Annotated in this window: 20 protein-coding genes and 1 other RNA gene; 14 read left to right on the forward strand and 7 right to left on the reverse strand. The window is 44.4% G+C overall.

Going from position 1 to position 24,900, the window contains the following annotated elements:
* The first annotated feature begins 18 nt into the window (after nt 1-18).
* Together FDF36_RS08465 and FDF36_RS08470 are read left to right on the forward strand one after the other, a co-directional pair.
* Entirely contained in the window at nt 19-684 is a 666-nt protein-coding gene (locus tag FDF36_RS08465) for a B3/B4 domain-containing protein (RefSeq protein WP_220391035.1), read from the forward strand.
* An 11-nt stretch (nt 685-695) separates the two neighbouring features.
* Nucleotides 696-1,427, forward strand: coding sequence for a M23 family metallopeptidase (locus FDF36_RS08470; RefSeq protein ID WP_005785544.1), 732 nt, complete (start codon nt 696-698; stop codon nt 1,425-1,427).
* Here the strand turns inward: FDF36_RS08470 and FDF36_RS08475 are convergent.
* Both FDF36_RS08475 and FDF36_RS08480 read right to left on the reverse strand, forming a co-directional pair.
* Nucleotides 1,366-2,550: an OprO/OprP family phosphate-selective porin gene (locus tag FDF36_RS08475; protein WP_220391036.1), complete on the reverse strand. Its 1,185-nt coding sequence runs from the start codon at nt 2,548-2,550 to the stop codon at nt 1,366-1,368. The genes FDF36_RS08470 and FDF36_RS08475 overlap by 62 nt on opposite strands.
* 113 nt (nt 2,551-2,663) lie before the next feature.
* Nucleotides 2,664-3,818: a lactonase family protein gene (locus FDF36_RS08480; protein ID WP_220391037.1), complete on the reverse strand. Its 1,155-nt coding sequence runs from the start codon at nt 3,816-3,818 to the stop codon at nt 2,664-2,666.
* Between the two features lie 193 nt (nt 3,819-4,011).
* Here FDF36_RS08480 and ssrA point away from each other — a divergent pair.
* The 6 genes from ssrA to FDF36_RS08510 all read left to right on the forward strand — a co-directional run bounded on the left by ssrA (nt 4,012) and on the right by FDF36_RS08510 (nt 10,909).
* Nucleotides 4,012-4,409, forward strand: a transfer-messenger RNA (tmRNA) gene (ssrA, locus tag FDF36_RS08485).
* 639 nt (nt 4,410-5,048) lie between these two features.
* Nucleotides 5,049-7,736, forward strand: a complete 2,688-nt coding sequence (locus FDF36_RS08490; RefSeq protein ID WP_220391038.1) for a sensor histidine kinase — start codon at nt 5,049-5,051, stop codon at nt 7,734-7,736.
* Nucleotides 7,737-7,774: 38 nt separating this feature from the next.
* Nucleotides 7,775-8,791: a response regulator transcription factor gene (locus tag FDF36_RS08495; protein WP_220391039.1), complete on the forward strand. Its 1,017-nt coding sequence runs from the start codon at nt 7,775-7,777 to the stop codon at nt 8,789-8,791.
* Nucleotides 8,792-8,924: 133 nt separating this feature from the next.
* Nucleotides 8,925-10,019 (forward strand): DNA polymerase IV, encoded by a 1,095-nt coding sequence (gene dinB / locus FDF36_RS08500; RefSeq protein ID WP_220391040.1) that lies wholly within the window; start codon nt 8,925-8,927, stop codon nt 10,017-10,019.
* Between the two features lie 112 nt (nt 10,020-10,131).
* Nucleotides 10,132-10,560 carry an MBL fold metallo-hydrolase gene (locus FDF36_RS08505; RefSeq protein ID WP_220391248.1) on the forward strand — a complete coding sequence of 143 codons (429 nt, stop codon included), beginning with the start codon at nt 10,132-10,134 and terminating at the stop codon, nt 10,558-10,560.
* Between the two features lies 1 nt (nt 10,561).
* Nucleotides 10,562-10,909, forward strand: coding sequence for a hypothetical protein (locus tag FDF36_RS08510; RefSeq protein ID WP_220391041.1), 348 nt, complete (start codon nt 10,562-10,564; stop codon nt 10,907-10,909).
* Here FDF36_RS08510 and FDF36_RS08515 read toward each other — a convergent pair.
* Both FDF36_RS08515 and FDF36_RS08520 read right to left on the reverse strand, forming a co-directional pair.
* Nucleotides 10,850-13,528 (reverse strand): transglutaminase family protein, encoded by a 2,679-nt coding sequence (locus FDF36_RS08515; RefSeq protein WP_220391042.1) that lies wholly within the window; start codon nt 13,526-13,528, stop codon nt 10,850-10,852. The two genes, FDF36_RS08510 and FDF36_RS08515, sit on opposite strands and share 60 nt — an antisense overlap.
* Before the next feature lie 106 nt (nt 13,529-13,634).
* Nucleotides 13,635-15,230, reverse strand: a complete 1,596-nt coding sequence (locus tag FDF36_RS08520; protein ID WP_220391043.1) for a YfcC family protein — start codon at nt 15,228-15,230, stop codon at nt 13,635-13,637.
* A gap of 219 nt (nt 15,231-15,449) precedes the next feature.
* Here FDF36_RS08520 and FDF36_RS21200 point away from each other — a divergent pair, with 219 nt between their 5' ends.
* The 6 genes from FDF36_RS21200 to FDF36_RS08545 all read left to right on the forward strand — a co-directional run bounded on the left by FDF36_RS21200 (nt 15,450) and on the right by FDF36_RS08545 (nt 19,430).
* Entirely contained in the window at nt 15,450-15,584 is a 135-nt protein-coding gene (locus tag FDF36_RS21200) for a hypothetical protein (RefSeq protein WP_005775876.1), read from the forward strand.
* 163 nt (nt 15,585-15,747) lie between these two features.
* Entirely contained in the window at nt 15,748-16,131 is a 384-nt protein-coding gene (locus tag FDF36_RS08525; protein ID WP_220391249.1) for a hypothetical protein, read from the forward strand.
* Nucleotides 16,132-16,275: 144 nt separating this feature from the next.
* Nucleotides 16,276-16,716, forward strand: a complete 441-nt coding sequence (locus tag FDF36_RS08530) for a LapA family protein (RefSeq protein ID WP_005818740.1) — start codon at nt 16,276-16,278, stop codon at nt 16,714-16,716.
* An 11-nt stretch (nt 16,717-16,727) separates the two neighbouring features.
* Nucleotides 16,728-17,942, forward strand: a complete 1,215-nt coding sequence (locus FDF36_RS08535) for a sodium ion-translocating decarboxylase subunit beta (protein WP_005775879.1) — start codon at nt 16,728-16,730, stop codon at nt 17,940-17,942.
* A gap of 101 nt (nt 17,943-18,043) precedes the next feature.
* On the forward strand, nt 18,044-18,919 hold the full coding sequence (locus FDF36_RS08540) for a helix-turn-helix domain-containing protein (RefSeq protein ID WP_220391044.1): 876 nt from the start codon (nt 18,044-18,046) through the stop codon (nt 18,917-18,919).
* 91 nt (nt 18,920-19,010) lie between these two features.
* Nucleotides 19,011-19,430: a pyridoxamine 5'-phosphate oxidase family protein gene (locus FDF36_RS08545; RefSeq protein ID WP_005818742.1), complete on the forward strand. Its 420-nt coding sequence runs from the start codon at nt 19,011-19,013 to the stop codon at nt 19,428-19,430.
* A gap of 13 nt (nt 19,431-19,443) precedes the next feature.
* On the opposite strand, the gene FDF36_RS08550 is transcribed toward FDF36_RS08545, so the two are convergent.
* From FDF36_RS08550 to FDF36_RS08560, 3 genes are read right to left on the reverse strand one after another with little or no spacing between them, the layout of a single operon-like run.
* Complete coding sequence (locus FDF36_RS08550; protein ID WP_220391045.1) at nt 19,444-22,302, reverse strand: TolB family protein; 2,859 nt, start codon at nt 22,300-22,302, stop codon at nt 19,444-19,446.
* A 58-nt stretch (nt 22,303-22,360) separates the two neighbouring features.
* Nucleotides 22,361-23,260, reverse strand: a complete 900-nt coding sequence (locus FDF36_RS08555; protein WP_220391046.1) for a GNAT family N-acetyltransferase — start codon at nt 23,258-23,260, stop codon at nt 22,361-22,363.
* 10 nt (nt 23,261-23,270) lie between these two features.
* Nucleotides 23,271-24,890, reverse strand: coding sequence for an RluA family pseudouridine synthase (locus tag FDF36_RS08560; protein WP_220391047.1), 1,620 nt, complete (start codon nt 24,888-24,890; stop codon nt 23,271-23,273).
* Nucleotides 24,891-24,900: the final 10 nt, after the last annotated feature.

The following is a 24,900-nucleotide window of genomic DNA, read 5'->3' on the forward strand; positions in this document are numbered from 1 at the left end:
ATAAAATTTTGATTTATTATGTATACCATTATTGTATCGAAAGAGTTAAAAGAAGCATGTCCTGTTTTTGCAGGGGCTGCTATATATGCTGAAGTGAAAAACACTTCTTATTGTGAAGGGCTTTGGGAGGAGATTCAATCTTTTACAGAAATGCTCACTGCAACAACCCGGTTGGAAGATATTAAGAGACAACCTGTGATAGCTGCCACACGTGAAGCCTACAAACGCTGCGGGAAAGATCCCGGGAGATATCGGCCGTCGGCCGAAGCGTTACGTCGCAGATTGATGCGGGGGATTGCTTTGTATCAGATTGATACTTTGGTCGATTTGATTAATCTGGTTTCTCTCCGGACCGGACATTCGATAGGTGGTTTTGATGCCGATAAGATAGCGGGCACTGGTCTGGAACTGGGGATCGGTAAGATGAACGAGCCTTTCGAAGGGATCGGGCGTGGTGTGCTGAATATCGAGGGGCTGCCGGTGTACCGGGATGCTGTGGGGGGAATAGGGACTCCGACCAGTGATAACGAACGGACAAAGATGGGGCTGGAAACAACACATATATTGGCTATCGTTAATGGCTATAATGGTAAAGAAGGACTGCAGGAAGCTGCCGAAATGATACAAACTTTATTGAAAAAATACGCTGACTCGGACGGAGGAACAATTACTTACTTTGAATAACGAATATCCCCATGAAAAACATATTCACTTTACTGATTTTATCTGTATGCTTTTTGTGTGCCAACATATCGGGCAGGGCACAGAACAAATTTTCGGATATGGAGGTCAATCATGTCCGGGTGGCTACACCGGGACTTTTTTCCAAGGAGAATTGTGTCATGCTGGATCTGAAGTCCCTGTCACGGAATTACTCTTTCCCTTTGCCGGGAGGCAAAGTCATTTCGGGCTATGGAACACGTGGAGGCCATAGCGGTGACGACATAAAAACTTGTGCCCGCGATACGATTCGTGCAGCTTTTGACGGGGTGGTACGTATGGCTAAACCTTATGGTGCGTATGGCAATGTGATTGTGATACGACATCCCAATGGGCTGGAGACGGTATACAGTCATAATGTGAAGAATCTGGTAAAGAGTGGGGATGTGGTGAAAGCCGGAATGGCTATTGGCCTGACCGGACGTACCGGACGGGCTACTACCGAGCATCTGCATTTTGAGACGCGGATTAACGGACAACACTTTAATCCCGGTCTTATTTTTGATATGAAGAAGGGAACCTTGCGTACTGATTATTTGCAATGTACGAAGAAAGGTAAGGGAATTGTTGTTAAAGCTTTGAAAAGCGAAAAAGTCCTTCCTAAATATAAAACTCTTTCGCCTTTCTTATATGAGCTGCCCGGGATTAAAAAACCGGTATGGAATATACCAGCCCTAGCGAGATCCGCTGCGTATTCGGGTCTATAGCATCTAAATTGCGGGCGGGTTTCAATAGTTTGTTTCGTTTGTATTGATAGTGCAAGAAGATCAATAGTTCGCTGTTCCTCATTAGATAGTATTCCACACAAACTTGTCCGCACCATGTACGGCGATAGGTACCTTTTTCAAAGATACCGTTAGCTTTATAAATTTTTCCGGATTCGTAGATACCTTTCAAGTAAGCATTCCAATTAGGGTGGAAGCGGTAGTCTACATTGGCAATCATGGTGAAATACTCGGTATGTTGGGCTGTCTGCGGGTTTTCCAAGTCTATGCGAGGTAAGGCGCTGATAATGCCTTTATTATCGATTCCTTGTCGGGAGTACATGAAATCCATATAAGCGATCCATGGACCTTTTTCGTAAACATTGCCTGCGGTAAGATACATTATATTTCTTCCTTTGGCCTGCTGTCCCCATGAAGCGGCGTATCTCAACTGAATGGCTTTGTCCAGATAATAACTGTTCCAGTTAATGGTCGATATCAGAGGTACTTTGGTAGCTTCGACATCTGCCGGCAGGCCGTGAAGGTAAGTGTCTGCGTCTCCACCGTTACGGTTGTTGACTATCTGAAAATTGAGTTCTTGAGTCGGAGTCACATTCCAAGTGGCAGATACTCCTGCCAGAAAGCAGTTTACATAATTATTAAACTCGCTGAATTCACGTACTTTAATCGGATTGACATAGTACTCATAGCCTCCCAACATAAGAAATTGCTTTCCGGCCGTGATGAAAAAGCGATCGGAAAGGTGATAGGTCAGATAAGCATACTCTACGGAAGAGGACAGATTATCCAGAGCAAAGGGGTTGCTGTATTTATTAAAAGATTGCCGGAAATGGTAAGAGAACTTCCGGTTGATGTTTCCTATGATTTCCAGCTTAAACCGGTTTAACTTGAAAGCAACTTCATCTAACTCATTTTCAGTAAAAGAGGCAGCACATGAAGTATATAATTGGAGATTCATGTGGGCGGAAAATCCTTTGTTCTCTTTTCCGGTGATGCGTTCGATCACAGAGGGGATAGAGTCTTTGGGAGAAATAATTGGTTGTTGTTGAGCTGCAACAGTGCTCATGGTAAACAAGGTTACCAAAAGGAAGACGTGTCTTTTCATATTTGTGAAATCTCTTAGGGTTAATAAAGTGATGCAAAAATAATAAAAAAACGTCTTCCTTTCGGTTATTCTAGGGTAAAAACTGCCTGTTTCTCCTTTACCTTCTTTTTCTATCAGTCTACAAATTTCAGGCAAACAGGTTTATCTACTTTTATATCTTTCTTGATATCAGTTAATAATCCGGTAGCCTGATCTCTTTCAAATATTTGAATGACATTGGTGTCGCGGCAAGCTACCAATAAGTATTTGCCGTTGGGAGTGATGATAAAGTTGCGTGGATGGATTCCCGTTAACTGATAACCTACCTTGGTTAGGGTACCGTTGGGCTCATCAACTTTAAAGATAGCCACTCCGTCTGCTTTCAAGCGGTTGCTGGCATAGAGATATTTTCCGTCCGGGCTAAGATGGACGTCACCGCTTCCCTGTGCGTTTACAGTGTCAGCCACGACAGTTTGAATTTCGTCCAACATTCCGTCAGCATATCGAAAAGCGATTACCGTTCCTCCGATTTCATTAATAAGGTAGGCAAACTTACCGTCTGAATTGAATATCAGATGCCGGGGGCCGGAACCGGGAGCAACTTTAAAAGCTTCCGGGGTACCTTTTGTGAGGAATTTCTCTTTGTTATCGGCATTGGCATTAGGGTTGATATTGAATTTATGTATCTGATCGGTACCTAAGTCGTCTGCCAGTAAATATTTACCGTCGGGGGTAATACGTACACAGTGTAGGTGAGGCATCGTCTGCCGTTCTTTGTCCGGACCGGAACCTTTAAATTCGATTACGTCTGAGGCGGGTAGCAATGCTCCGTCTTGTCCGATGGGAAAGACGGTAATACTTCCACCGCTATAATTGGCTGTGACGATGTTCTTTCCGTTGGTGGTCAGATAGCACGGATCGGCTCCCATTGTTTTTTGTGTATTCAATAAGTGTAGAGTTCCTTTTTCTTTGTCGAAGGCAAAGGCGCTGACTGCGGCCTGGTCTTTGCTAAATTCATTGACGGAGTAGACAAACTTTCCGTCCGCTGATGGAATGAGGTATGAAGGGTTTGCTACTTCCGCATCACTCAGTGGGAGCGATTCTCCGGTTTCTTCGTTGAATCGGAAAGTGTAGATGCCTTTGCTGTTGCCGGAAGTGTAAGTTCCGACCAGCATTGTTAATTCACTGTCAGTGGTTGACGGATCTGTCGGCTGAACTGTTGTCTTTTTGGGGGAGCAACTGGCTACAATCATACCAGCAGCACAGATACTAATGATTTTCTTGACCATAATGAATAGATGTTGTTTTGAGATTTTGTTGGTTGTCTTTGTTACATTCTGAAGATACAAAGTTAGTATAATCTCCTGTGTTTCTTTCCGGAATGAATAAAATATCTAAAATCCACCCTCTTTTTCTTTCTATATGACTAATATTATCTATCTTTGCATCCACATAAGTGGTTACCACTTCCTCATTTCAAAAGGGGTTGACTGGTTTTGACAGCGGGCAGAAATGGTGGGTAAGCATGCAGTGCGTCGGTGATTTGCACTTTAATCTCAGTTATCAAAATTTTATCTGGCGAAACTAATTACGCTCTTGCTGCTTAATCGAATCATAGTAGATTAGCTTAATCCAGGCACCAGGTGCCAGGACGAGACATCACTCGGAAGCTGTTGCTCCGAAGCATTCCGGTTCAGTGGTGCAGTTACATCGGGGATAGTCAGAAGTGGCCTCGCGCTTCTGATGAAACTTTAGGGGATAAGGCAGGAATTGATGGCTTTGGTTCTGCTCCTGCACGAAAAACTTAGGCAAAGATAAGCATGTAGAAAGCTTATGATTTCCTCGTTTGGACGAGGGTTCGAATCCCTCCAGCTCCACTTTATGACAAAAAGGTCCTCTTGAACTTATAAATTCAGGGGGACCTTTTGGGTTAATAAGATCTCAATTGTCCGGGTTATAAAGCTCTTTCCTAACACAAGTTGTTGATATATATTGGATTAACTGTATTTTATCCCCAATTATTTGTCCGGGTAGTTTATTTTGTTTTTTTAAATAAACACTCTACATTTGGCTCCAGAGTAATTTGTCATAGAGAATTGACAAATGAAAAACAATCTGGTTCCAAGTCTGGTTAAGGAATTATTGTCTACCCATATTTGTTCCTAATTCATATTCCGACAAATACCCCGTTAATCTGTCTTTTTTTATTAGAAACCATATTTGGAAAACAAATTGAATATTATCCCGTTCTAATGTAGATCAGATTGATTTTTCATGTAAGTCACCTCTCTCAATGTCTTGTTACTAATAAATAAACTATGTGAACATCTCATTGCTGTTATTTTGTTAATATCCACTACGATAACTGAGAGGGATTTAAGGCGTGTAGAAGCGCTACAAATCCGATCACCTCCTTGCATGACGTGAAGAAGGTAGTATTTCTTTTCCCCCCTCGCTACCTCTTATTTGATTCTTGCTTTTTATAAGCTACTCCATTTAAATTATAACAAACAAATAGAATGAAATATATTATATACTTCATGATGATGTTGTATGGTTCATTATGTCATGCCATCGTTTGCAAACACATTGTAGAAAGAAATGAAACGAATACTCGTAAAGTGTATCAGATCCAAAGGGATGCTCTGGGTTATATATGGTTTATGAACCATGCCGGAATCAGTCGGTTTGATGGGACAAAGCTAAAACACTATGAACTGTCGGCTGAAGAGCGAACCGTGGATTATCATATGGGCAATTGCCGGTTGCTTACAGATAATCGGAATGGGTTGTGGGTAGTTACCCATAACGGATATTTATGGATGTACAATCCATCATTGGATAAATTCGAATGCAGGAATCATCTGGCTATTCCGAATGATGTTTCCTTTCATTTTCTCTGCGTAGATAACAGTAGTCATATCTGGTTTTCTGTCGGAAACCAGTTGATAGCCTATCAAATACTATCCAATACTTTTCATCGGGTGGATCATAGCCTGGCAACGATTTCCTGTATGGTAGAGGTGGCTCCGGGAGAGTATTTTGTAGGTTCGGATGAAGGGCTGTTCGGAATTACAATAAAGAATTATGCCGTTGACAGGCAAACCGGAGAATTGTCCGGTAAAAGATGTAGCCGGATACACGAAATACTTTTTCATCCTTATACCCAAAGACTGGTTGTGTCTGATTATTCGGAAGGATTAGGGGTATGGGATATGAAGTCGGAGCAATTGGTTGGTACTTGGAACCGGTTTTTGAATAGTCGGATTAGTGGTCTGAGGATATGGGATGACCAGACTGTTTTGGTAGCTACGGATGGTGAGGGACTATTTCGTATGGATATAGTTAATCCGGACATTACATCTTTTATACAAACTGATTTTGAGAATGATAATTCAATTCGTACCAACCGGATTGCCGACGTGTTTGTAGATGATCAGAAACTTATCTGGGTGGCGGATTATCCGGAAGGTGTATCAATGATCGATGTGGAATCTCCGGATGATTACAAATGGTACAGGGCACGGTCCGGGGACAGTCATTCACTGACCAACAATCGGGTAAATGCGATTCTGCATGATTCGGATGGGGATGTCTGGTTTGCAACGGATTACGGTATCAGTTGTTTTCATCCGTCGACAGGCTTATGGAACCGGATTGTTACGCCCCTTTCTTGTCAGATGTATACTGCATTGTGTGAAGTAAAGCCGGGAGAGATATGTGTCGGGAACTATGTACACGGTTTGTACTTCATCCAAAAGAAAAGTAATTATTCGGTTACACCGTATGCACATATTTCCGGAGTAAACGCATTGTGCCGTAAGGATAAGGACGGTTTTTGGATTGGAACGGATGAAGGGGTATTGTTTTATTGTCCGGGAAATGACAGTATCGTGGAGGTAAAACGCTTGTCCGGTTTACACGTTCATGCTTTGCATCAGTCAGGCGATGATTGTCTTTATATTGGGACTGAAGGAAATGGATTAATGGTTTACCATCCGAGGCATGGGCAGATCGATACGGTTGGTGCTTTAGGAACCGGTAATGTATACGCTGTTTGGTCGGATGGCAACAGGCGGTTGATGGGTAGCAGTGATGGGTTTGCTTTCTCGGTCGATCTTGTACAACATTCATATCGCAGGTTTCTCAGTAAAGGAATCCGGATTACATCGGGAGCTTTCTTAGGTGATGGAAGACATATTCTGGGCACCTATCAAGGCGCAGTTGAGTATGATAAACAAGACACTCGACCGCTGCGTAAAGCTTGTTTAGGATTTTACTTGGATGAACTTCGGGTTTTGGACAAGGAGGTGACCGTCGAAACGGAGAATTCTCCATTGGAGAAAGCTCTGAACTATACAGCTACGTTGCGGTTGGAGCACAATGAAAATACTTTTTCGTTTACGGCTACTGCCATTCGTTATACAGAAAAGCAGGACATAGCTTACAGTTGGAAACTCGATCATACGGATTGGAGTACTCCGTCTGTAGATAATAGAATTCGTTTTTCGAACCTTCCTCCGGGTGAATATATCTTTTCAGTGCGGGCGTTATCCATTGATAACGGTCGGCCGTTTGCGCAAAGAAATATGCATATCATCATTCGTCAACCCCTTTGGAAGACAGGTGGAGCTTTCCTTTGTTACGGTCTTTTGGCACTTATATTGGGTTCTCTGGCCGTACGTTCATGGTTCGTATGGCAAGACAGAAACCTTTCAAGAGAACAGGTACGGTTATTTGTGAATACGACACGTAACCTTTGCCTGCCACTTACACTGATAAAAGTTCCTTTGGAATATCTTTATGAAAAATCATCTTCCGAACTTGTTAGCAACGTATTACAACAGATAAAGGGAGTGAATAATTTATTGGCCGAGCTGGAAAATATCAGTCGTGTTTCTGCTGCTTCGGGGTATCTGTCGCTTGCCGACTATGAGTTGTCCACATTCCTGAAAGAGGTAGTAGCCAGAATTAGAGATTATGTCGGTGAGAAGGGCATTATGCTCCGTTGGACGGAGGAGCCTGCCTTTGCTACCGTATGCCTTGATCAGGATAAGATGTCTGCTATTCTTAGAAATCTGTTAATGGCTTTTACAGACAGTATGGATCGAGGTGGTGAAATACTTCTGAGTACTTCGTGTAACAATCAAAAGTGGGAGTTGAGGCTGGAATCTGAGGATAACGGGTTTCTTAAAAAAAAATTCTAAATTATAAAGGCTTCGTTTCGGGAGGTTCTTCCGAGACAATGAGTTGGTTATTTATACGTAAATTAATCTGTTTGCATAAAGGTAAAATCAAATTTGCTTATAAAGAAGAGCATAAACTGGTGCTTATTTTAATTTTTCCTATTGTCATCCGGCAATCAGAGAGAGTTTCTGAATTTTCCGGGATATTATCCGTTCCGGAGGTCTCCACTGGAAATAGTGAGCTGTTGTCGGTTACCGGAGTGCTGCCGGCAGTGGAAACTTCTGAGCAGAAACGTCCGGATAAGAAAAAGGAGAGACGTTCTCTGGTATTGGTTGAAAGGAATAAGGATTTGTGCAATTATCTTGTGCAAATCCTGATGAAGGAGTATAAGATTGTGTCTGTTTGTGATGCGGAGACAGCCTTTGAGACTGTGTGTGAACAATGTCCGGATGCAGTACTGGCTTCTTCTGTTCTTACCCGTATTGGGGGTGAGGAACTTGCTGTTCGGATTAAATCAGATGACAGAGTAGCACATATTCCGGTAATACTGTTACTGAAACCGGGAGAGGATGACCGATACATTCAACGGAATGCCGATCTTTATGTGCGGATGCCTTTTGCCATATCATCTTTAAAGACTGAGATTGCAGCTTTGATTGCTAACCGGGAAATTATCCGTAAGAGGTATATTCGTTTGGCGTTGGGGGTTGAGGCCTCGGGACCTATCGATAAAGAGGTAGAGTCATCAGAAGGTGATCGGGAGTTTATCCGTCAGGTGAGAAGTCTGATTGAAGAGAGGATGACCGATTCCGGATTTAAGATTGGTGAACTGAGCGACTGTATGAATATGAGTCGTTCGAGTTTTTATAATAAGATTAAGGAGATAACCGGGCATGCTCCTGCGGACTATGTGCGTAATGTGCGGTTCAACAGAGCATTGGTTTTGTTAATGAGCAGAAAGTATACGGTGGCTGAGGTTGCGGACATGACGGGTTTCAGTGATCCTAAATATTTCGGGATCGTGTTTAAGAAACATTATGGGGGCTCACCAACGAAGTATATAAACAATTTATAGACCGGCGGAAGACCGGCAAGGGAGCCACCTTGCCGGTCTTCATTTTATTAACTAATCCGGTCGACTGGATTGAGAGAATTACTCTTATCTTTGCTATCCGAAAGGAGAACTGCGATGCAGAAGGATTGCAGAGATGAATGAACGTAAAATTATACATATCGATATGGATGCCTTTTATGCTTCTGTGGAGCAAAGGGATCATCCTGAATTGCGTGGTAAACCGCTTGCCGTGGGGCATGCCGAGGAGCGGGGAGTAGTGGCGGCGGCGAGCTATGAAGCGCGTCGGTACGGAGTGCGTTCGGCTATGTCGTCACAGAAGGCGAAACGCCTGTGTCCGCAATTGATTTTCGTTCCCGGACGGATGGACGTATATAAATCGGTTTCCCGCCGGGTACATGAGATCTTTCATGAATACACCGATTTGATTGAACCCCTTTCGTTGGACGAGGCATTCCTGGATGTGACAGAGAATAAACAGGGGATCTCGCTGGCGGTAGATATAGCCAAGGCTATCAAGCAGCGCATCCGTGAAGAGTTGAACCTGGTAGCATCGGCGGGTGTATCTTATAATAAATTTCTGGCAAAGATTGCTTCGGATTTTCGCAAGCCCGACGGACTTTGTACCATCCATCCCGATCAGGCGCTCGATTTCATCGCCCGTCTGCCCATCGAGTCATTTTGGGGAGTAGGACCGGTGACTGCCCGGAAGATGCATTTGTTAGGTATTCACAATGGCCTTCAGCTACGTGGCTGTTCGTCGGAAATGTTGGTACGGCAGTTTGGTAAAGTAGGACTGCTCTATTATGATTTTGCACGAGGAATCGATCTCCGTCCCGTAGAAGCGGTATGGATACGTAAATCAATTGGTTGCGAACATACGTTGGAGAAAGATATTCATGTGAAATCGGCTGTGATTATAGAACTTTATCACGTAGCTACGGAACTTGTGGAACGGTTGCAACGGAAGGACTTCCGGGGAAAGACGCTGACGCTGAAAATCAAATTTCATGACTTTAGCCAGATCACACGGAGCATGACGCAGGCTCAGGAACTGACGAGCCTTGAAAGAATTCTGCCTCTTGCCAAACAGTTGCTGAAAGAGGTGGAGTATGAGCAACATCCCATTCGGTTGATAGGGCTTTCGGTGTCGAATCCGAGAGAGGAGACAGATGAGCATCGGGGAGTGTGGGAACAATTGAGTTTTGAGTTCAGTGACTGGGTAAAATAGTTAAAGATCGGGATGCGGGGATGAAATAGTCGGGTGATTGTATCTGTTTAGTATTATTTTTCTTATCTTTGGGAGTGATACGGCATTGAGAACTAATAAATTATAAAATATGATGAACCTGAGCAGATGTCCAATTCTCTTGTTGCTACTATTTGCGTTGTTCTGTAGTTGCCATGATGAAGACAGGGAGGATACACCTCCGACCGACAAACGAACCGCGAACTTCATTGTGAAATATAACGATGGATCCGGAATACATCCGGATTATAATGCTAAAGTATATATTTATTATGGAATATATTCGATGGATATTGCAGGTTTCCACTATCTTCCGGATGGAGTTCTGGAATATCGCGGACAGGAAATAGTTCCTGATATAGAATTGTCTGCTGATGGGAAAGAAGATGTGTCACTGTTATTAAATAACACGGAGAAGGTAACGGTCGTGGTTGAGAGTTCCTTTTATGAAGGGAAAATAGGAATAACAAGTTACTCTCCGGGGGATATGCCCATAAAGGGTACATTTATATTTGGAGGATAGTATGATGACTCGGGACGGCCTCCTGAATGTCTGTCTTCGTTTTATGAATTATAAGGAAAGGGAGAAGTCGAAACTTCGCCCTTTCTGTATAGAGGCTCTGTTTGCCATGAACAGAGCCTTTGTTTGCTACGGATGGAGCCTCTGTTCTGCTTCTGTAGAGTCTCTGTTTCCGGCAAGTGCTTACTTCATTTGTTTTCGGAGCAACCGGCTTCCGGTGCTTTTCCCGGTTGCATCCGGGGAAATTGCCGGTTTCTCCGCAAAAGTCCTTGAAGCCGCCGGAATCTGTTTGCTACAATCCGTGTATCACTTTCATCAGTTGTTCGCCCAGTCCGATGGTATAGCCTTGTGAAACAAAAACTACCCGGTTGAACGTATCACCGATAATAAACATCGGCAAGATGGTGCTGTTAGGCAATTTCATCGATTCGGCAATTTGTTTCTGGATGGTTCCGTTTACATCGATACCATAGGTAATGGTCGAAGGCAGTCCGGGGAATTCTGTCGGACGGAACTTCTTATATTGTTCTTCATTAGGGAAAAGCAGTACCATTTTACGGTCCCATTTTTCGAATTCGCTGCTTAAAGCCGCAATATCTCGGAGAGCATGGTTTGTCGGTTCTTGTCCGGCTCCCAACACGGCAACTACGAAATATCCCCGTCCGCAAGTCTGAAGAATGCTTTGCGGTTCGGAGGCTCCTATCGGCAGGTAGGTGGATTCGGAGTTGAAATTACCGATCACCTGCACCTGATCCTTACTTTCGCGCATCACCAGATCGACAGTTGTTGTCTTTCCCTCTTCGATGGTGAAGAAAGTGATGTTGGCCAACACTGCTCCACTTGCCATACGGGTTCCGGTTACCATCATGTAGTATCCGGTATCCATGCGAGCGCCATTTTTCAGTAAGTTCGACCAGGTGGCTCCTCCGCCCATATCTACGTCCCCTTCATCGTAGTTCAGCAATTGGAAAGTCCCGTTGCGGAATTTCGAGAGAGTGAAGTGTGAATAGTATTTCGGATCGCTCAACGAAGGGATAGGCTGGTAGCGGGCTACGAGTGTTCCGGTCGGTGCCTGTGTCTGCTGTGCTGCTTCAAAATCCACATCGTAGACTTTACCGTTCTTTAGGTCGTTGTCATTGAAACTCCGGTATTGAATTTTTCCGGTCACTTCGTCTATCCAGGCGGGGATACCCAGACTACGTGCCATGGATACAAAGAAAATGTTACGGGACTTTTCGTCTGCTACCCGGGCTTTCCATACTCCCATTGGAGACATCGGAATACGTTGTGAGTTCAGTTCATTGTTGATAGTGATCTCTTTTCTGCACCATTCTACCAAAGCCTGTGGATTCTTTCGGAAAGCTTCCGCTTCAGTTGCCGGGATCTCTTTCTGGAAGAATGCTTTGTAGGGAGTGATCATTTCGTTGGCCACACGAGGGTTCAGTACGTTGCTGCAGAAGTCCTCGGAACCGGGCAGACCGGAGTTATTCAGATGATCGTTCAGTACTTCCGAACTAACATCTCTTAAGTCCTTGGCCGAGATTACTTTCAGCAGGCTGATGGCCTGACCGGCTTTATCGGCTTTTACGGCAGCAGAAAGGAAATTTGTCAGAGTCTGATGGTTACCTCTGGAAGCTATCAGTAGGCGTACTGTTTCGGTTTCATCCAGCTTGTTCTCTTTGGCAAAAGTCCGGGCTTGCTCTTCGGTAATGAAAGTGGCTACGTAAGCATTGCGGATGGAATCTTCCTGTGCCATGCGGCGGTCGTTTTCAGCACGTTGCTCCGGAGTCACTTCGGGCAGGTTGGCACCTTCGGCCGGAGGAACAATATCCAGTGGGAGTGAATAGGTTTCACCGGCGTTTTTGTCCAGTGCGATCTTCAGTTCGTTATCTTTGCCGAATGACAATTTGGAATAACCGAACCGTCCGTCTTTAGAGGCCCATACCAGCATATCGCCCTTGCCGGCAGTCAGCGATGCGCGTCCTGCCTTATCCGTATGTTTAGTGGCTACGGTGTAGAATTCAGCATAATTGTACACCTTGAACTCTACAGTGGCATCGGATACCGGCTGCCCTTCGGCATCTGTCACCAATACCGAGCCTTTGGCCGTCGGGGCATAGTTGTTGATTACATTGATTTCCGTATAGTTCGGAGTTTCGTACATGATTTCCTCTTGTCCGGCATAGCGTCCGAATACTTTGGTATGCATCAGCATGCCACGGCTGGCAGGAGCATTAAACCAGCCCAGGTTCAGTACCGGTTCCGGTTCGCAGGCGCCGAAAAAATACCATTTACCATCTACCCAGGCTTCTACCCAGGCATGGTTATCGTCGGTATGCGCCCAACGCGGAGTATAAACCTGCCGTGCCGGAATGCCTACCGAGCGGAGAGCGGCTACAGTGAAGGTCGATTCTTCACCACAACGGCCATAGGCAGTCTTTACCGAAGCGAGTGGGGAACTGGTACGGGCATCGCTTGGGGTGTAGACTACCTTTTCGTGGCACCAGTGGTTCACTTCAAGCACAGCGTCGTGCAGCGACAGGTTCTTCACACGATCTTTCAGTTCATTGTAAAATACCCGGCGCGAGTCGTCCAGATTTTCGTTGTTTACCCGGATAGGGAGTACGAAATGGCGGAATACGTCATCGGGGATCTCTTTTCCCCAAGGCATTTCGCGACGCGCCTGATCGGAGAGTCTGACATTCTCCAGATAGTAGTCACCTGTATAATCCGTCACGTCACCTGTGGGCATATAGGCATAGAGGAACATCAAAGCCTCCTGTTCGGAAGTGGTGAGTTTTTCATTGAACACTGCGAACAGATCTCCGTTAGGGAGCTGTTGCTTCTTCTTTTCAAAATCTTGCGTCACTTGGCTACGGTAAGTCTCATCTTTCAGGAAGTGGGACTCACTGCATGAAAAAAACGCAACCGACAACATCGGGATGATTAGAAAGCGGGTCAGGGTTTTCATACAATTTGTTGTTAAATAAGGCTTCGCTCCTTTTTCTCTCCCGGAGAGAGGGGAGGAGTGAATGCTGTTGGTTTATATATTTGATTATGATTGCTTTTTTTGTTTCCTAAAATCCGTTCATAGGGAAGAGTACTGTGGGGATCAGCAATACCATTCCCAAAATGATGAATAAAAGAAGTACCTTCCAGAACCATTTCACCCATATCTCGTAGGGGATGCGGGCGATGCCCAAGGCTCCCATCAATACGGCGGAAGTAGGTGTGATCATGTTGGTAAATCCGTCACCAAACTGATAAGCCATTACTGTAGCTTGCCGCGAAAGTCCGATGACATCGGAAAAAGGTGCCATGATAGGCATGGTTAATGCAGCTTTGGCCGATCCGGACGGGATAATCAGGTTGATCAGTGTCTGTATCAGGTACATCACCCCCAAAGATACTATTTTTCCGGTTTCTCCCATCAGTGAAGCCAGAGAATGTAAGATCGGGTCGATAATATGTCCGTCTTGCAGTATTTGGATGATCCCTCCTGCCAGACCTACCACAATGGCAGCTGATAGCATATCTTTGGCTCCGTCCATGAATTGCCTGATGATGTTATCTGTTTTTTCACTGTTGGCAAATCCCGAAAGAATACCCATTGCGAGGAAGATGGCGGAGATCTCCGGCAGATACCAGCCATGTCCCATGACACCGGTAATCAGGAAAAGAATGGTGAACGCAAGCAAGGTCAGTATGAAGAACTGGTTGGATTTACGTAAACCCAGCCAGCCGAAGACGGCAAATAAAACAGACAGGGCGGGCACTGCATAGCAGGTGACAGACGCTTCGCCTATTGCGAAGGTACTGGTTGGGTAAATGATGGAAAACAGGCATAAGGATATGAGTAACAGTATGTAGACGATCCATGCCGGACGAGTCGTGACACGGGATATCTCTCCGCTGCTTTTTTCTTCCCGTTTTCGCCAATAAGCGTCGGCATGATACATGGGTGATTTCTCCGGATGCTTTTTAATGACAGCGGCATATCTGAGTACACAGACTATCAGGACCGTGGTCAGTATCAGCCAGCAAAGCATGCGATATTCAAATCCGGAAAATAGCGGTAAGTCGGACAAGCCTTGTGCAATGCCAATGGTAAACGGGTTCAGTACGGCGCCCGAAAAACCTATGTGGGCAGCAACATATACCATGCAAAGCCCCGTGATGGAATCATATCCCATCGAAATGGCCAACGGGACGATGATAATGACAAAGGCCAGGGTTTCTTCACTCATGCCAAATACGGAGCCGAAGAGGCTGAAAAGAATAATGACTAAGGAAATCACCACATTATTTACACCCAATGATTTAATCAGTCTGTGCTTTTCAAGCCCCTTCGTAAAGTTCAGAAACGAAAAGATGCCGGTATCGATGGCACGACTGCTGTTCATTATCTGAAAGGCACCTCCCATGATCAATAAGAAGGCGATGATTCCCGCTTGCCGTTCGAAGCCTTCAAGAAGAGCACTGAACACTTGCCAGGTCTGTGGTGTCTGTTCTACCCGGTGGAAAGAGTGGTCTATAATGACTGTGCGGGAAATGCCGTTGATGTCAATGGTCTCGCGCACATATTCACCTGCGGGAATGATCCAGGAAAGCACTGCACAGAGCAAGATGACAGAAGAAATGATGGTGTATGTGTGGGGTATCCGTTTTAGCATAGTCGTTTTTCTTGATAAAGCGCAAAGTTATGCAATATATTTGTAATATGCACTTGCCAAATTTGTCCTTATAAAAAGAAAAATCAACTAATAATACACTTTTCTTATGTTTTAGAACATGTTTTCGGAAACATTTCGTATCTTTGCAGTGTTAATAAAGAAAACAAGATGTAAAACCGCTCTTCAAAACGTGGAGAGCAAAAAAAGAGGACCAAAATTATGAAAAAGAATGCAAATGAAATTATGATGTTGCAGTACCGTATCAAACGTTACCAAGCAATGGGAAATGGAACAATGTGCCAGCTGTTGAATGGCAAACTTCAAAAACTGCTTGCAAAGCAGGTTACCATGTAATTAAACACACCTATATTATATGAATAAGAAGCGGGGAATCGGATGATTCTCCGCTTTTTTTGTCATTTATCTGTCTGTACCGGGAACAATCATTATGAAATATTCGTTAATTAAACAACGAATCCTGTTTTATCTCAAATTTATTACTACGTTTGCGGTCACTATGATAAAGTACGTATTCTGCATATTGATAGGTATCTTCTTAATGTATGGAGCCGGTTGCACAGCCCCTGCAGAAGAGAACGCGCAACTTCCTGCGGGAGTTACTACAACCTTTATATCGCAATGTGCCGGAGACCACTCTTTATTTAATGACCAGACGGCTGACTCGAAAGTGAGTGATGCCATCCTTCCTCACGGTTCTTTTTCACGGGAACTCGGTTCATCCAAAGTATTAAAACTTAAATTACAGACTGCCATCCGCTTGTTTAATACCTTTCATATCCGCCAGTCGGAGAAGGGAGATGCTTATCCGGATTTCAATCATAACTTCATTAAATATTCCAGCGGGTATTATGTATACTCGTTAGGGCATATCCTGATTTAGCTTTTCGGTTTCACACTTCCGTATTGAAGTGATTGGGTAACCCCATTTATCTGTTTCGATAAATGCCGGGGAAGTGTGTCTTGTCTCCCCCCGGCAGTCGGCATTCGTTGCATTTTATTTTTCAATCTAAAATCATACCATGTTATGTTTAGTTTATTGTTATCCACTTTTGCCATGATGGGGCTTACCTTCGTCATTGGCTTTTTCGTTGCCGGAGTAATAAAGCTGATTGCTTCTGCGGCTGATTCATTGGCTTTCTACAGTTCACACCAGGAAGAGCTTGCCCGGTTGAAACGTATTCGGAAACTTCATCAGAAAGTAGCTATCTTGATAACCGAAAGTGCCCTTAGCGACGAGGAGTACGGGAGTGACGGACGTGAAGACTTCAGCAGGGGCATCACCAAACATCCCGGAGACAATCGCGGGTTCTACCATGGTGTCAGTCCCGGTGAGCCGGAACGCGGACTGATGGATTATTTTTATCCGGAAGATACAAGATCCATGTTTCTTCGCAAAGAAGAGCAAATGTTACAGCATGACAAAAAGAACAATAAGAAAGCATCTTCAACCAATAAAAACAAATAAATCTTGATAGTATGGAAAGTATAGACTTTGGAACCCTGTTTCAGGGATTTGGAACAATGATGGCCAGCGGATGGTTTCTGGCCAGTGCCCGTATGTTTTTAATAGCTTTGGGATTTCTGCTCATCTATCTGGGCTGGAAAGGTGTGCTTGAGCCGATGGTTATGATTCCGATGGGACTGGGGATGGTAGCCATTAATTGCGGAACACTGATTATGCCCGACGGAGCATTGGGGAACCTTTTTCTGGACCCTATGTTATCGGATACGGACGCGTTGATGAATACGATGCAGATTGACTTTCTGCAACCGGTATATACATTGACGTTTAGTAACGGACTGATAGCCTGCTTTGTGTTTATGGGAATCGGTACGTTGCTTGATGTCGGATTCTTGTTGCAGAAACCGTTTGCCAGTATTTTCCTGGCCCTTTGTGCTGAGTTGGGGACTTTCCTTACAGTGCCTATCGCTTCGGGTCTGGGGTTGTCTTTAAAGGAAAGCGCTTCTGTTGCAATGGTCGGCGGAGCCGATGGACCGATGGTGCTGTTTACTTCGCTTGCCTTGGCCAAACACTTGTTTGTGCCTATTACGGTGGTGGCTTATCTGTATTTGGGATTAACATACGGGGGATATCCTTATTTGGTAAAGCTGCTGATTCCTAAACGTCTGCGTGCTATTAAGATGGTGGAGAAGAAAGCTCCTAAAAATTATGACGCAAAAGTGAAGCTTGCCTTTTCTGCTATTCTGTGTGCTGTGCTGTGTTTCTTGTTTCCGGTTGCTTCTCCACTATTCTTCTCCCTCTTCTTAGGGGTAGCTGTACGCGAGTCCGGCATGAAGCATATCTATGATTTTGTAAGTGGTCCGTTGCTTTATGGTTCTACCTTTATGCTGGGATTACTGTTGGGTGTGCTCTGTGATGCCCATTTGTTGCTCGATCCGAAAATTCTGAAACTTTTGGTGTTGGGTATGCTTGCTTTGTTATTGTCGGGTATCGGGGGAATCATGGGTGGTTACATCATGTATTTCATTAAGAAAGGAAACTATAATCCGGTGATCGGTATTGCTGCCGTGAGTTGTGTACCTACTACGGCAAAGGTTGCCCAGAAGTTGGTAAGTAAAGATAATCCGAACTCTTTCATCCTGGGGGATGCACTGGGTGCAAACATTTCAGGAGTAATCACTTCGGCTATCATTACGGGTATTTACATAACGATTATACCTTATTTATAATAATGTTGTAACTGGCAGAATGATTTCATGAGTGACTGACAGAGTTTATCCATTTACAGTTTGTATATTTGTTGCTCTCAGATAGTTTGAAAGACAAGGTTATGAAAAAACTTATCCCTCAATATACCTTTTTAAAGAATAAGTACGGCAGTGAGTTGCTGGTGGACATAGTAGAACTGAAAGATATAAAGAAATATGTCGTTAAAAGTTCTGTTCATACTCTGACTTATTATGACATTACCTTTATCACCGAAGGGGAAGGAAGTTTCATTCTTGATAATCATACCTACCGGGGCGGTGTGGGAGATGTGTTCTTCTCCAAGCCGGGAGAGATACGTAGCTGGGATACAAATGCGATTGTGAATGGATATGCTCTGATATTTGAAGAAGAGTTTTTATCTTCTTTCTTTAAAGATTCTTTGTTTGTGCAGCATCTTTCCTTTTTCAATCCGGTGAAGGAATCGTTGAAAATACATTTGCCGGAACGCTCTTTTCTGCGTATGTTGCAACTTCTGCAATCTATTAAGGAGGAGATTGATCTGTTCAGACAGAATGACGTTCATGTGTTGAGAGCGCAACTTTATGAAGCGTTGATGCTGCTTAACCGTTTTTACGTGCAGACCGTATCGGATGCAGGGATAAACAAGGAAGGACGCAGTCCGTATCTTGTTCAGTTTGTACAGCTGGTCGATCGTGCGTTCAGTGAATACCGTACCGTGCGGTATTATGCCGGAAAACTGTGTATTACTCCTAACTATCTGAATGAAATAGTGAGTACCGCTATGCAGATAAGCGCCAAGCAATATATTCTGAATAAAGTGATGGAAGAAGCAAAGCGGATGCTTGCTTACACGGATTTGCCGGTTGCCGAAATCGCTTTCGAACTGAATTATGAAACGGTTTCTTATTTCAGCCGTTGTTTTCGCCGGTATACGGGAGAAACTCCTTTGGCCTACCGGAGAGGACATAAACCATAAAAAGTATCATTTCTACCTTTGTTTCTGTCACATATCCTCTTTTTCCTTTCTGTACCTTTGTGTCAGTGTAAAACTATTAAAATTTAGAACAATGAAAGATGTAGAGAAAACGATTGGGAATCTGATTGATAAGCAAAAGATCGCATTTATCGGATCTGTTGATATAGAAGGCTTCCCCAATATTAAAGCGATGTTACAGCCCCGGAAGCGTGAAGGTATCCGGACTCTTTATTTTACCACCAATACCTCTTCTATGCGTACCACTCAATACCTGAAGAACCAGCATGCTTGTGTCTACTTCTGTGACTCTCGCTTTTTTAGGGGAGTTATGCTGAAAGGTAAGATGGAAGTGCTTACAGATAATTCCACCAAAGAAATGATATGGAGAGAAGGCGATACACTCTACTATCCGCTTGGCGTTACAGATCCGGACTATTGTGTACTGAAGTTTACCGCTATCACCGGCAGGCGTTATGGAAACTTCAGTTCGGAAGATTTTGAGGTAGAGTAGGCTGTTTTCAATCTTAAAAGCTGATTGAAAACAGTGCTTCTACCTGGAATTTTCCATAGTCGATCGGCTGGATCAGCCGTACGCCTGTCGTGAGCGGATAACTCATACGCAGTACATTCCAATCGAAAATAAGATCGCCTCCGTAAGAGCTTTGTGTGCTCCAGTTGCTTTTGCGACTGGCTTGGTTGCGTGACAAGTCATAAAAAAGATTTGCACGCAGCCTGCGTATGTAAATCAGTGAACTGATGCTCAGGTCGGGCGAAAGCAGGGGTAAAGCATAATCTGCTTTGAAGGCCCATTGTTGGCGGGTTTGATATTGGAAATGATATCCGCGAGGCTTTTCCAGCAGATGTTTGGGGAGATACAGTGATTTATTGTCAAGGTCTTGATATTGGTAACCCAAGCGTAGCATCAATCCGTGATTCCTGATGATACCCGGCCAATAGGTAGTCAGCCGGGCAGCGTACAGACTACCGAAATTTTCCTTATTGAACGGGGTTTTCAAGTATTGTAGCCGAAGCTGGTAACCGTTTCGGGGAAGGATATCGCGTTGTGCTTTTCGTCTGTAATCATAAAATAGGATTTCCGGGAGAATGTATTGGAAGTTGCGATACTTTCCACTATGATACTCTTGATACTTATTGTTTGTGAAATAGTAAGTAAAAGCAGGCTGTATGCCTCGTATGCGTTGGTTACGTGTCAGGTTGAAAGGGAGGTAAACTCGCGCTTCCGCTTCCAGTAGATTGCGTCCGGGATAATATCCTTTGGTGATATCCTGACCTTTGTCATCTTTGGTCCAGCCGATATTGAAAGCCTTATCACCATAGTCGGCAGCAAGATTGATTATAGGGAACCAGCCCTGATAGGTGAATGACAGTTTACCGTGGTGGTAGCCTTCGTCATAATACCAGCCGGCTTGCATGATGGCGGTGTTCAGTGTATTTTGTGACATAATGGTTGCTCCCGGCTTGACAATTGTACTTAAATCACTTGCACTGCTGTTCATTGCTTCGGCCACATCATAATAGAAAGGTGCCCAGCTGTGTATCTTGAAAGTATGTGTACCTTTATGATAGCGTTTGGGGGTGAAATCGATGCTATCCAGACGGGCAGAGTCAAGGTCGAACTGTTCTTGAGCAGCCAATGTTTCAACGAATGGCATCGGAGCAGGACGGTCTAAATCGGCCTTTTCAAATAGCAAACTGTCAGTCGGCAACGCAGCAATCCGGTATCCGTCTGCTTGATAATCAGCAAAAAGCAGATGGTTGCCTGACTGGGAAAATGAAGGATCGAATGCACCGAAACGAGCGGCTGTCAGCCGATAAACCTGTTTGTCGGCGAGATGAAGACAGTAGATATTATTTGTGCCGTTGGCTCCCGACTCAAAAAAGAGTTTTCCGTTTTTCCAAGTAGGAGAGGTGATGTTGGCCGAGGTGGTTTTTATCAACTCCTTCCACTCTCCGGACCGCGGATTGAATTCCAACAGACTGATTCCCGAATCGGTTACGGCTATGGAGAAAATATCAAGGCCTTCTCCGAATGTGAGTTCTTTGATAAATGCGTTGTCAGGTACGTCGAAAGAGGATAGTTCTTTTCCCTTTTCCGCATTTATCAATACAAGTTGGTTTTTGCCTTCTACAGTGGGGCGGGAGACCGCAATGGTCTGACCGGACTTGTCGATAGCCGGGGCCAGATAACGTTGGCGTGGGGTGATTGTTTTTATCTGCTTTTTATCCAAATCATAATATTTCAGAACGGAATAGTTCTCGTGCGTCCAACGGAGCCCGGGAACCAATTCACTCCAGTAAATCCGGTTGTTCTGGAAGTTGAGACGACTATTGATACTTCCGATATAACTCAGATGCTTTTCTTTACCGTTGCTGATGGCTACCAGAGAGTTTATATCTTTCAGTCCGGATTTGACGGCAATAATTACACTATCATTGATCGATTGGGGATATCGATAAGAGGTATAGGCTTTTGAGGTAGAAGAGAGGTAGTCGGGCACAAGTGTACAGGTATCCTGTTTTTCCCATTCTTTCCGCAAGAAATCGAATGTGTCGTGCTGAAGCCGTTTGAAACTGCTTCCTGTGTAATGCTTGAATGAGCCTTCAAATAATAAATTCCGGACATAACGGCTGGTACTTTTATCCCAGATATCAGCTCCATAACGCTGGCGGGCATATGAAGCCATATCATAGCCCAATGCATAATAAGTTCCTGTATAATTTTTGTAAGATCCCATTAACCACTTGTCGAAAGTATAAGGCTTTCCGCCTGCTAATAATTGGGCACGATAGATCATGTTAAACTCCGGAAGACGTCCCCGTCCGCCATTTGACATGGCAGTTTCGGTGCTTACCGCATCTCCTTCGAGAAACCACACCGGAAGAAAAAAGGAGGCCACGCCGGCTGCCTGTTCACCTATTATATAATAAAGAGGTTTGAAGATACCATGCATCACCTTTCCGGTCTGGAATACGTGGCGCGACTCGTGCAATACCAGATGTTTATCCCATCTTTGAGTACTTAGGTCCGAAGAAGGAGTCGTAATCAGTTCCATCCGTCTCGGTGCCCAGGAAACCATTCCGTTGGATTGCATGCTGGCCGGATGGAGAATGACCGGGAAACGGGCTTTGATCGGCTTTCCGATGGTCTTGGACATATGGGGATATACATTTTCAAGAAAGATAGCATATCGATAGGCCATTGAATCATTTCCTTGCGGGTATACCAGATCATAGTGAGGCAGTTTCGCTATGTTCCATTTAAACCGGGCGGGATCCGACCCGTAATCCATGAATTGTGCATGAAGCCGGAGCGGTGCCAGCAGGCAAAGAAGCGAAAGAAACAGATATTTGGATTGTAACATGAGCTGATTTTAAATAGTTATCTGTTGCAAAGCTATAAAAAAATCTCAGTCTGTTCTGTTAAATTCGTTTATACATCAAGAAATTAGTCATTTCTATGCCGTTCACATCGACCGTTTGTTCTTTTTCGGTGATATATCCGTGTTTTTCAAAAAAAGACCGGGCGGTGATACTTACTTCCGAGTGAACCGATACAGCGCGACAATTGCGGGCATGCTCTTCAGCTTTTCTCAACAGACTGGAAGCGATACCCCGATGCTGATATTGGGGATGGACGAACATGCTGTGCAGATACCCTTTAGGGCTGATAGAGGTGAATCCGGCTACTTGTGATTGTCTGATATCTTCTGCTAACAGAAAACATAAGTCACTTTGAAATAATTCCTGCCAACGTTGTTGAGTTCCTCGTCCGATCCATGCTTGAATCTGTAGGTGATTATAATCGGCAGAACAAGTGTTCTGTACGCTTTGTGTAAACACTGTTTGCAGCAAACCCATATCTTGGATCCTTGCTTTTCGCAGCCGGACAGGAGGGATTTGCAGGTGTAAAACAGGAAATGGTTTTCCCGTTCCGTCCAAGGCATCGCGGCCTGTCACTTCAAATCCTTGATGTAGATAGAATCCTAATGCTGCCGTGTTTTGCTCATTTACGTCTACTTTATAAATGTATTTTTCACGGATGGCGAATTCAACCAGTTCACTGCCATAGCCTTGTTCCTGAGCCTTAGGACTGACAAACAGCATTTCGATACAATCGGTGCTCAGTCCCATGAAGGCAGCGATGGTTCCCGCATCTTCACGGATGACATAAAGTTGTACTGCGGCAAAGTATTCGTTCCGGATCAAAGGTTTATAAAACTGTATATCCGTTTCGGTCAGGAAGTGGTGGGTAGTGCGAACTGCCTCCTCCCAAACCTGAAGAAGCTCATCATACTCGTGTATGTTAGGTTGTTCTATCATTGGTTATTTGTTAAAAGTCAGCTTTCTTTTCAATATATATTCGTTGTCCGGACACCGGATGGGTAAATTCCAGACGTTCTGCATGTAAATAAAGTCTCTCTGCTTTCTTGCCGTAGAGTTCATCACCTGCGATGGGGCAATTCAGACCTGACGGATGGGCGGAGTGAACGCGTAACTGGTGCGTACGTCCCGTTTGCGGGAAGAAAGCGATACGGGTTCGTCCGTTTTTGCGATCTATTACGCAGTATCGGGTGACAGCCTTTTTGCCTGATTCTCTGTCTGCTTTTTGTCTGGGCCTGTCAAGAAGATCCGGACAAATGGGAAGATCGATGGTTCCTTCGTCAGTCGGTAAGATACCTTCCAGCAGTGCTGTATACTGCTTTTTAATGCTGTGGCTTTCAAACTGCGCCTGTAAGTGCTGATGTACTTCCTTGGTTTTGGCTACCAACAACAATCCTGAAGTTGCCATGTCCAGTCGATGTACGATCATCGGTCCCGTAGCTTCAGGATAGCGGGCTCTGAGTAGACTGTAGGCGGACAGTTCCTCCGATTTTCCAGGTACGGAGAGTAGTCCTTCCGGTTTATGGATAACCAGAAGCCATTTGTCTTCAAAGAGAATCTCTATTTCCTTTGGCGGGGCAGGGGCTGTTGCCAAAGGATCCGGTTCGACATCCAGACCTTGTAACATGTGACGTAAAATGGGCCCGCATTTTCCTTTGCAGGACGGATAGTAATAACCGTGACGCCTGATTTCTGTTTTCGGTGATTCTCCCCACCAGAATTCGGCCATGGCAATGGGCTTCAATCCATTTAGGTAAGCATATTGCAATAGCTTGGGCGCGGCACATTCACCTGCTCCGGCAGGTGGTATCTGCTGAATAGTTTGTTCGAAGATAGCACACAAGTTCTTGCTTTCTCCTCTGGCATTCAAAAAGCTGAATTGATGGAATAGCTTTTGCTGCAATGCCGCCGAACGGTTTTTGCGTTCTGCTTTGAGAGATTCAATCTGCGATGAAATACTTTCCAGTTCTGCTTTCACTTCGGAAATTCGCTCTTTCCAATATCTTTCCAGACGTTTGAATTCTGCTTTCTGATATTGGCTTTCACGTATCATGGCAGCTTGTTCATCTTCATCCGGTTGCTGCTGCCGGCGCTGTTCCCGTTTTTCTTTTGCCGTTTTCAGAGTCTTTCTCGCTTCGGTCAATATCTGTTGTGATGAGGCTGTTTCTTTCGCCAGCCTTTGTTGGAGTTTCACATACCGGTCACTGTTTTGCAATTGTCCGATTCGGCGGTTGATAGCCGAGATTTGTTCTTCTTCTATCTTGAAGAAACCATCCGGTTGCAACAAATCGTATACCGGTGGTACAAAGAAAGAGTGTGAATTGCTTCCGCACAAGTTACCCGAGAAAGCAGCCAGATATCCCATTTGTCCGTTAGAAGTACGGACTATCAATACGCCGAACATTTTTCCTTTGTCCAATTCTTCTTTCCATCTTGTCTGTTTATTTATGTAAGCCTGTACTTCTCCTGCTGCCATTACACATAACGGATGAGGAGTGTAATGGAAGGGATAAGTAAACAAGTGGGGCAATTCGATGCCGGCAATGGAGGTCTGGAAGGAATGAAACATGCTATTTTAT

The sequence above is a fragment of the Bacteroides fragilis genome (assembly GCF_019583405.1).
In the GTDB taxonomy this organism is placed as follows: domain Bacteria; phylum Bacteroidota; class Bacteroidia; order Bacteroidales; family Bacteroidaceae; genus Bacteroides; species Bacteroides fragilis_B.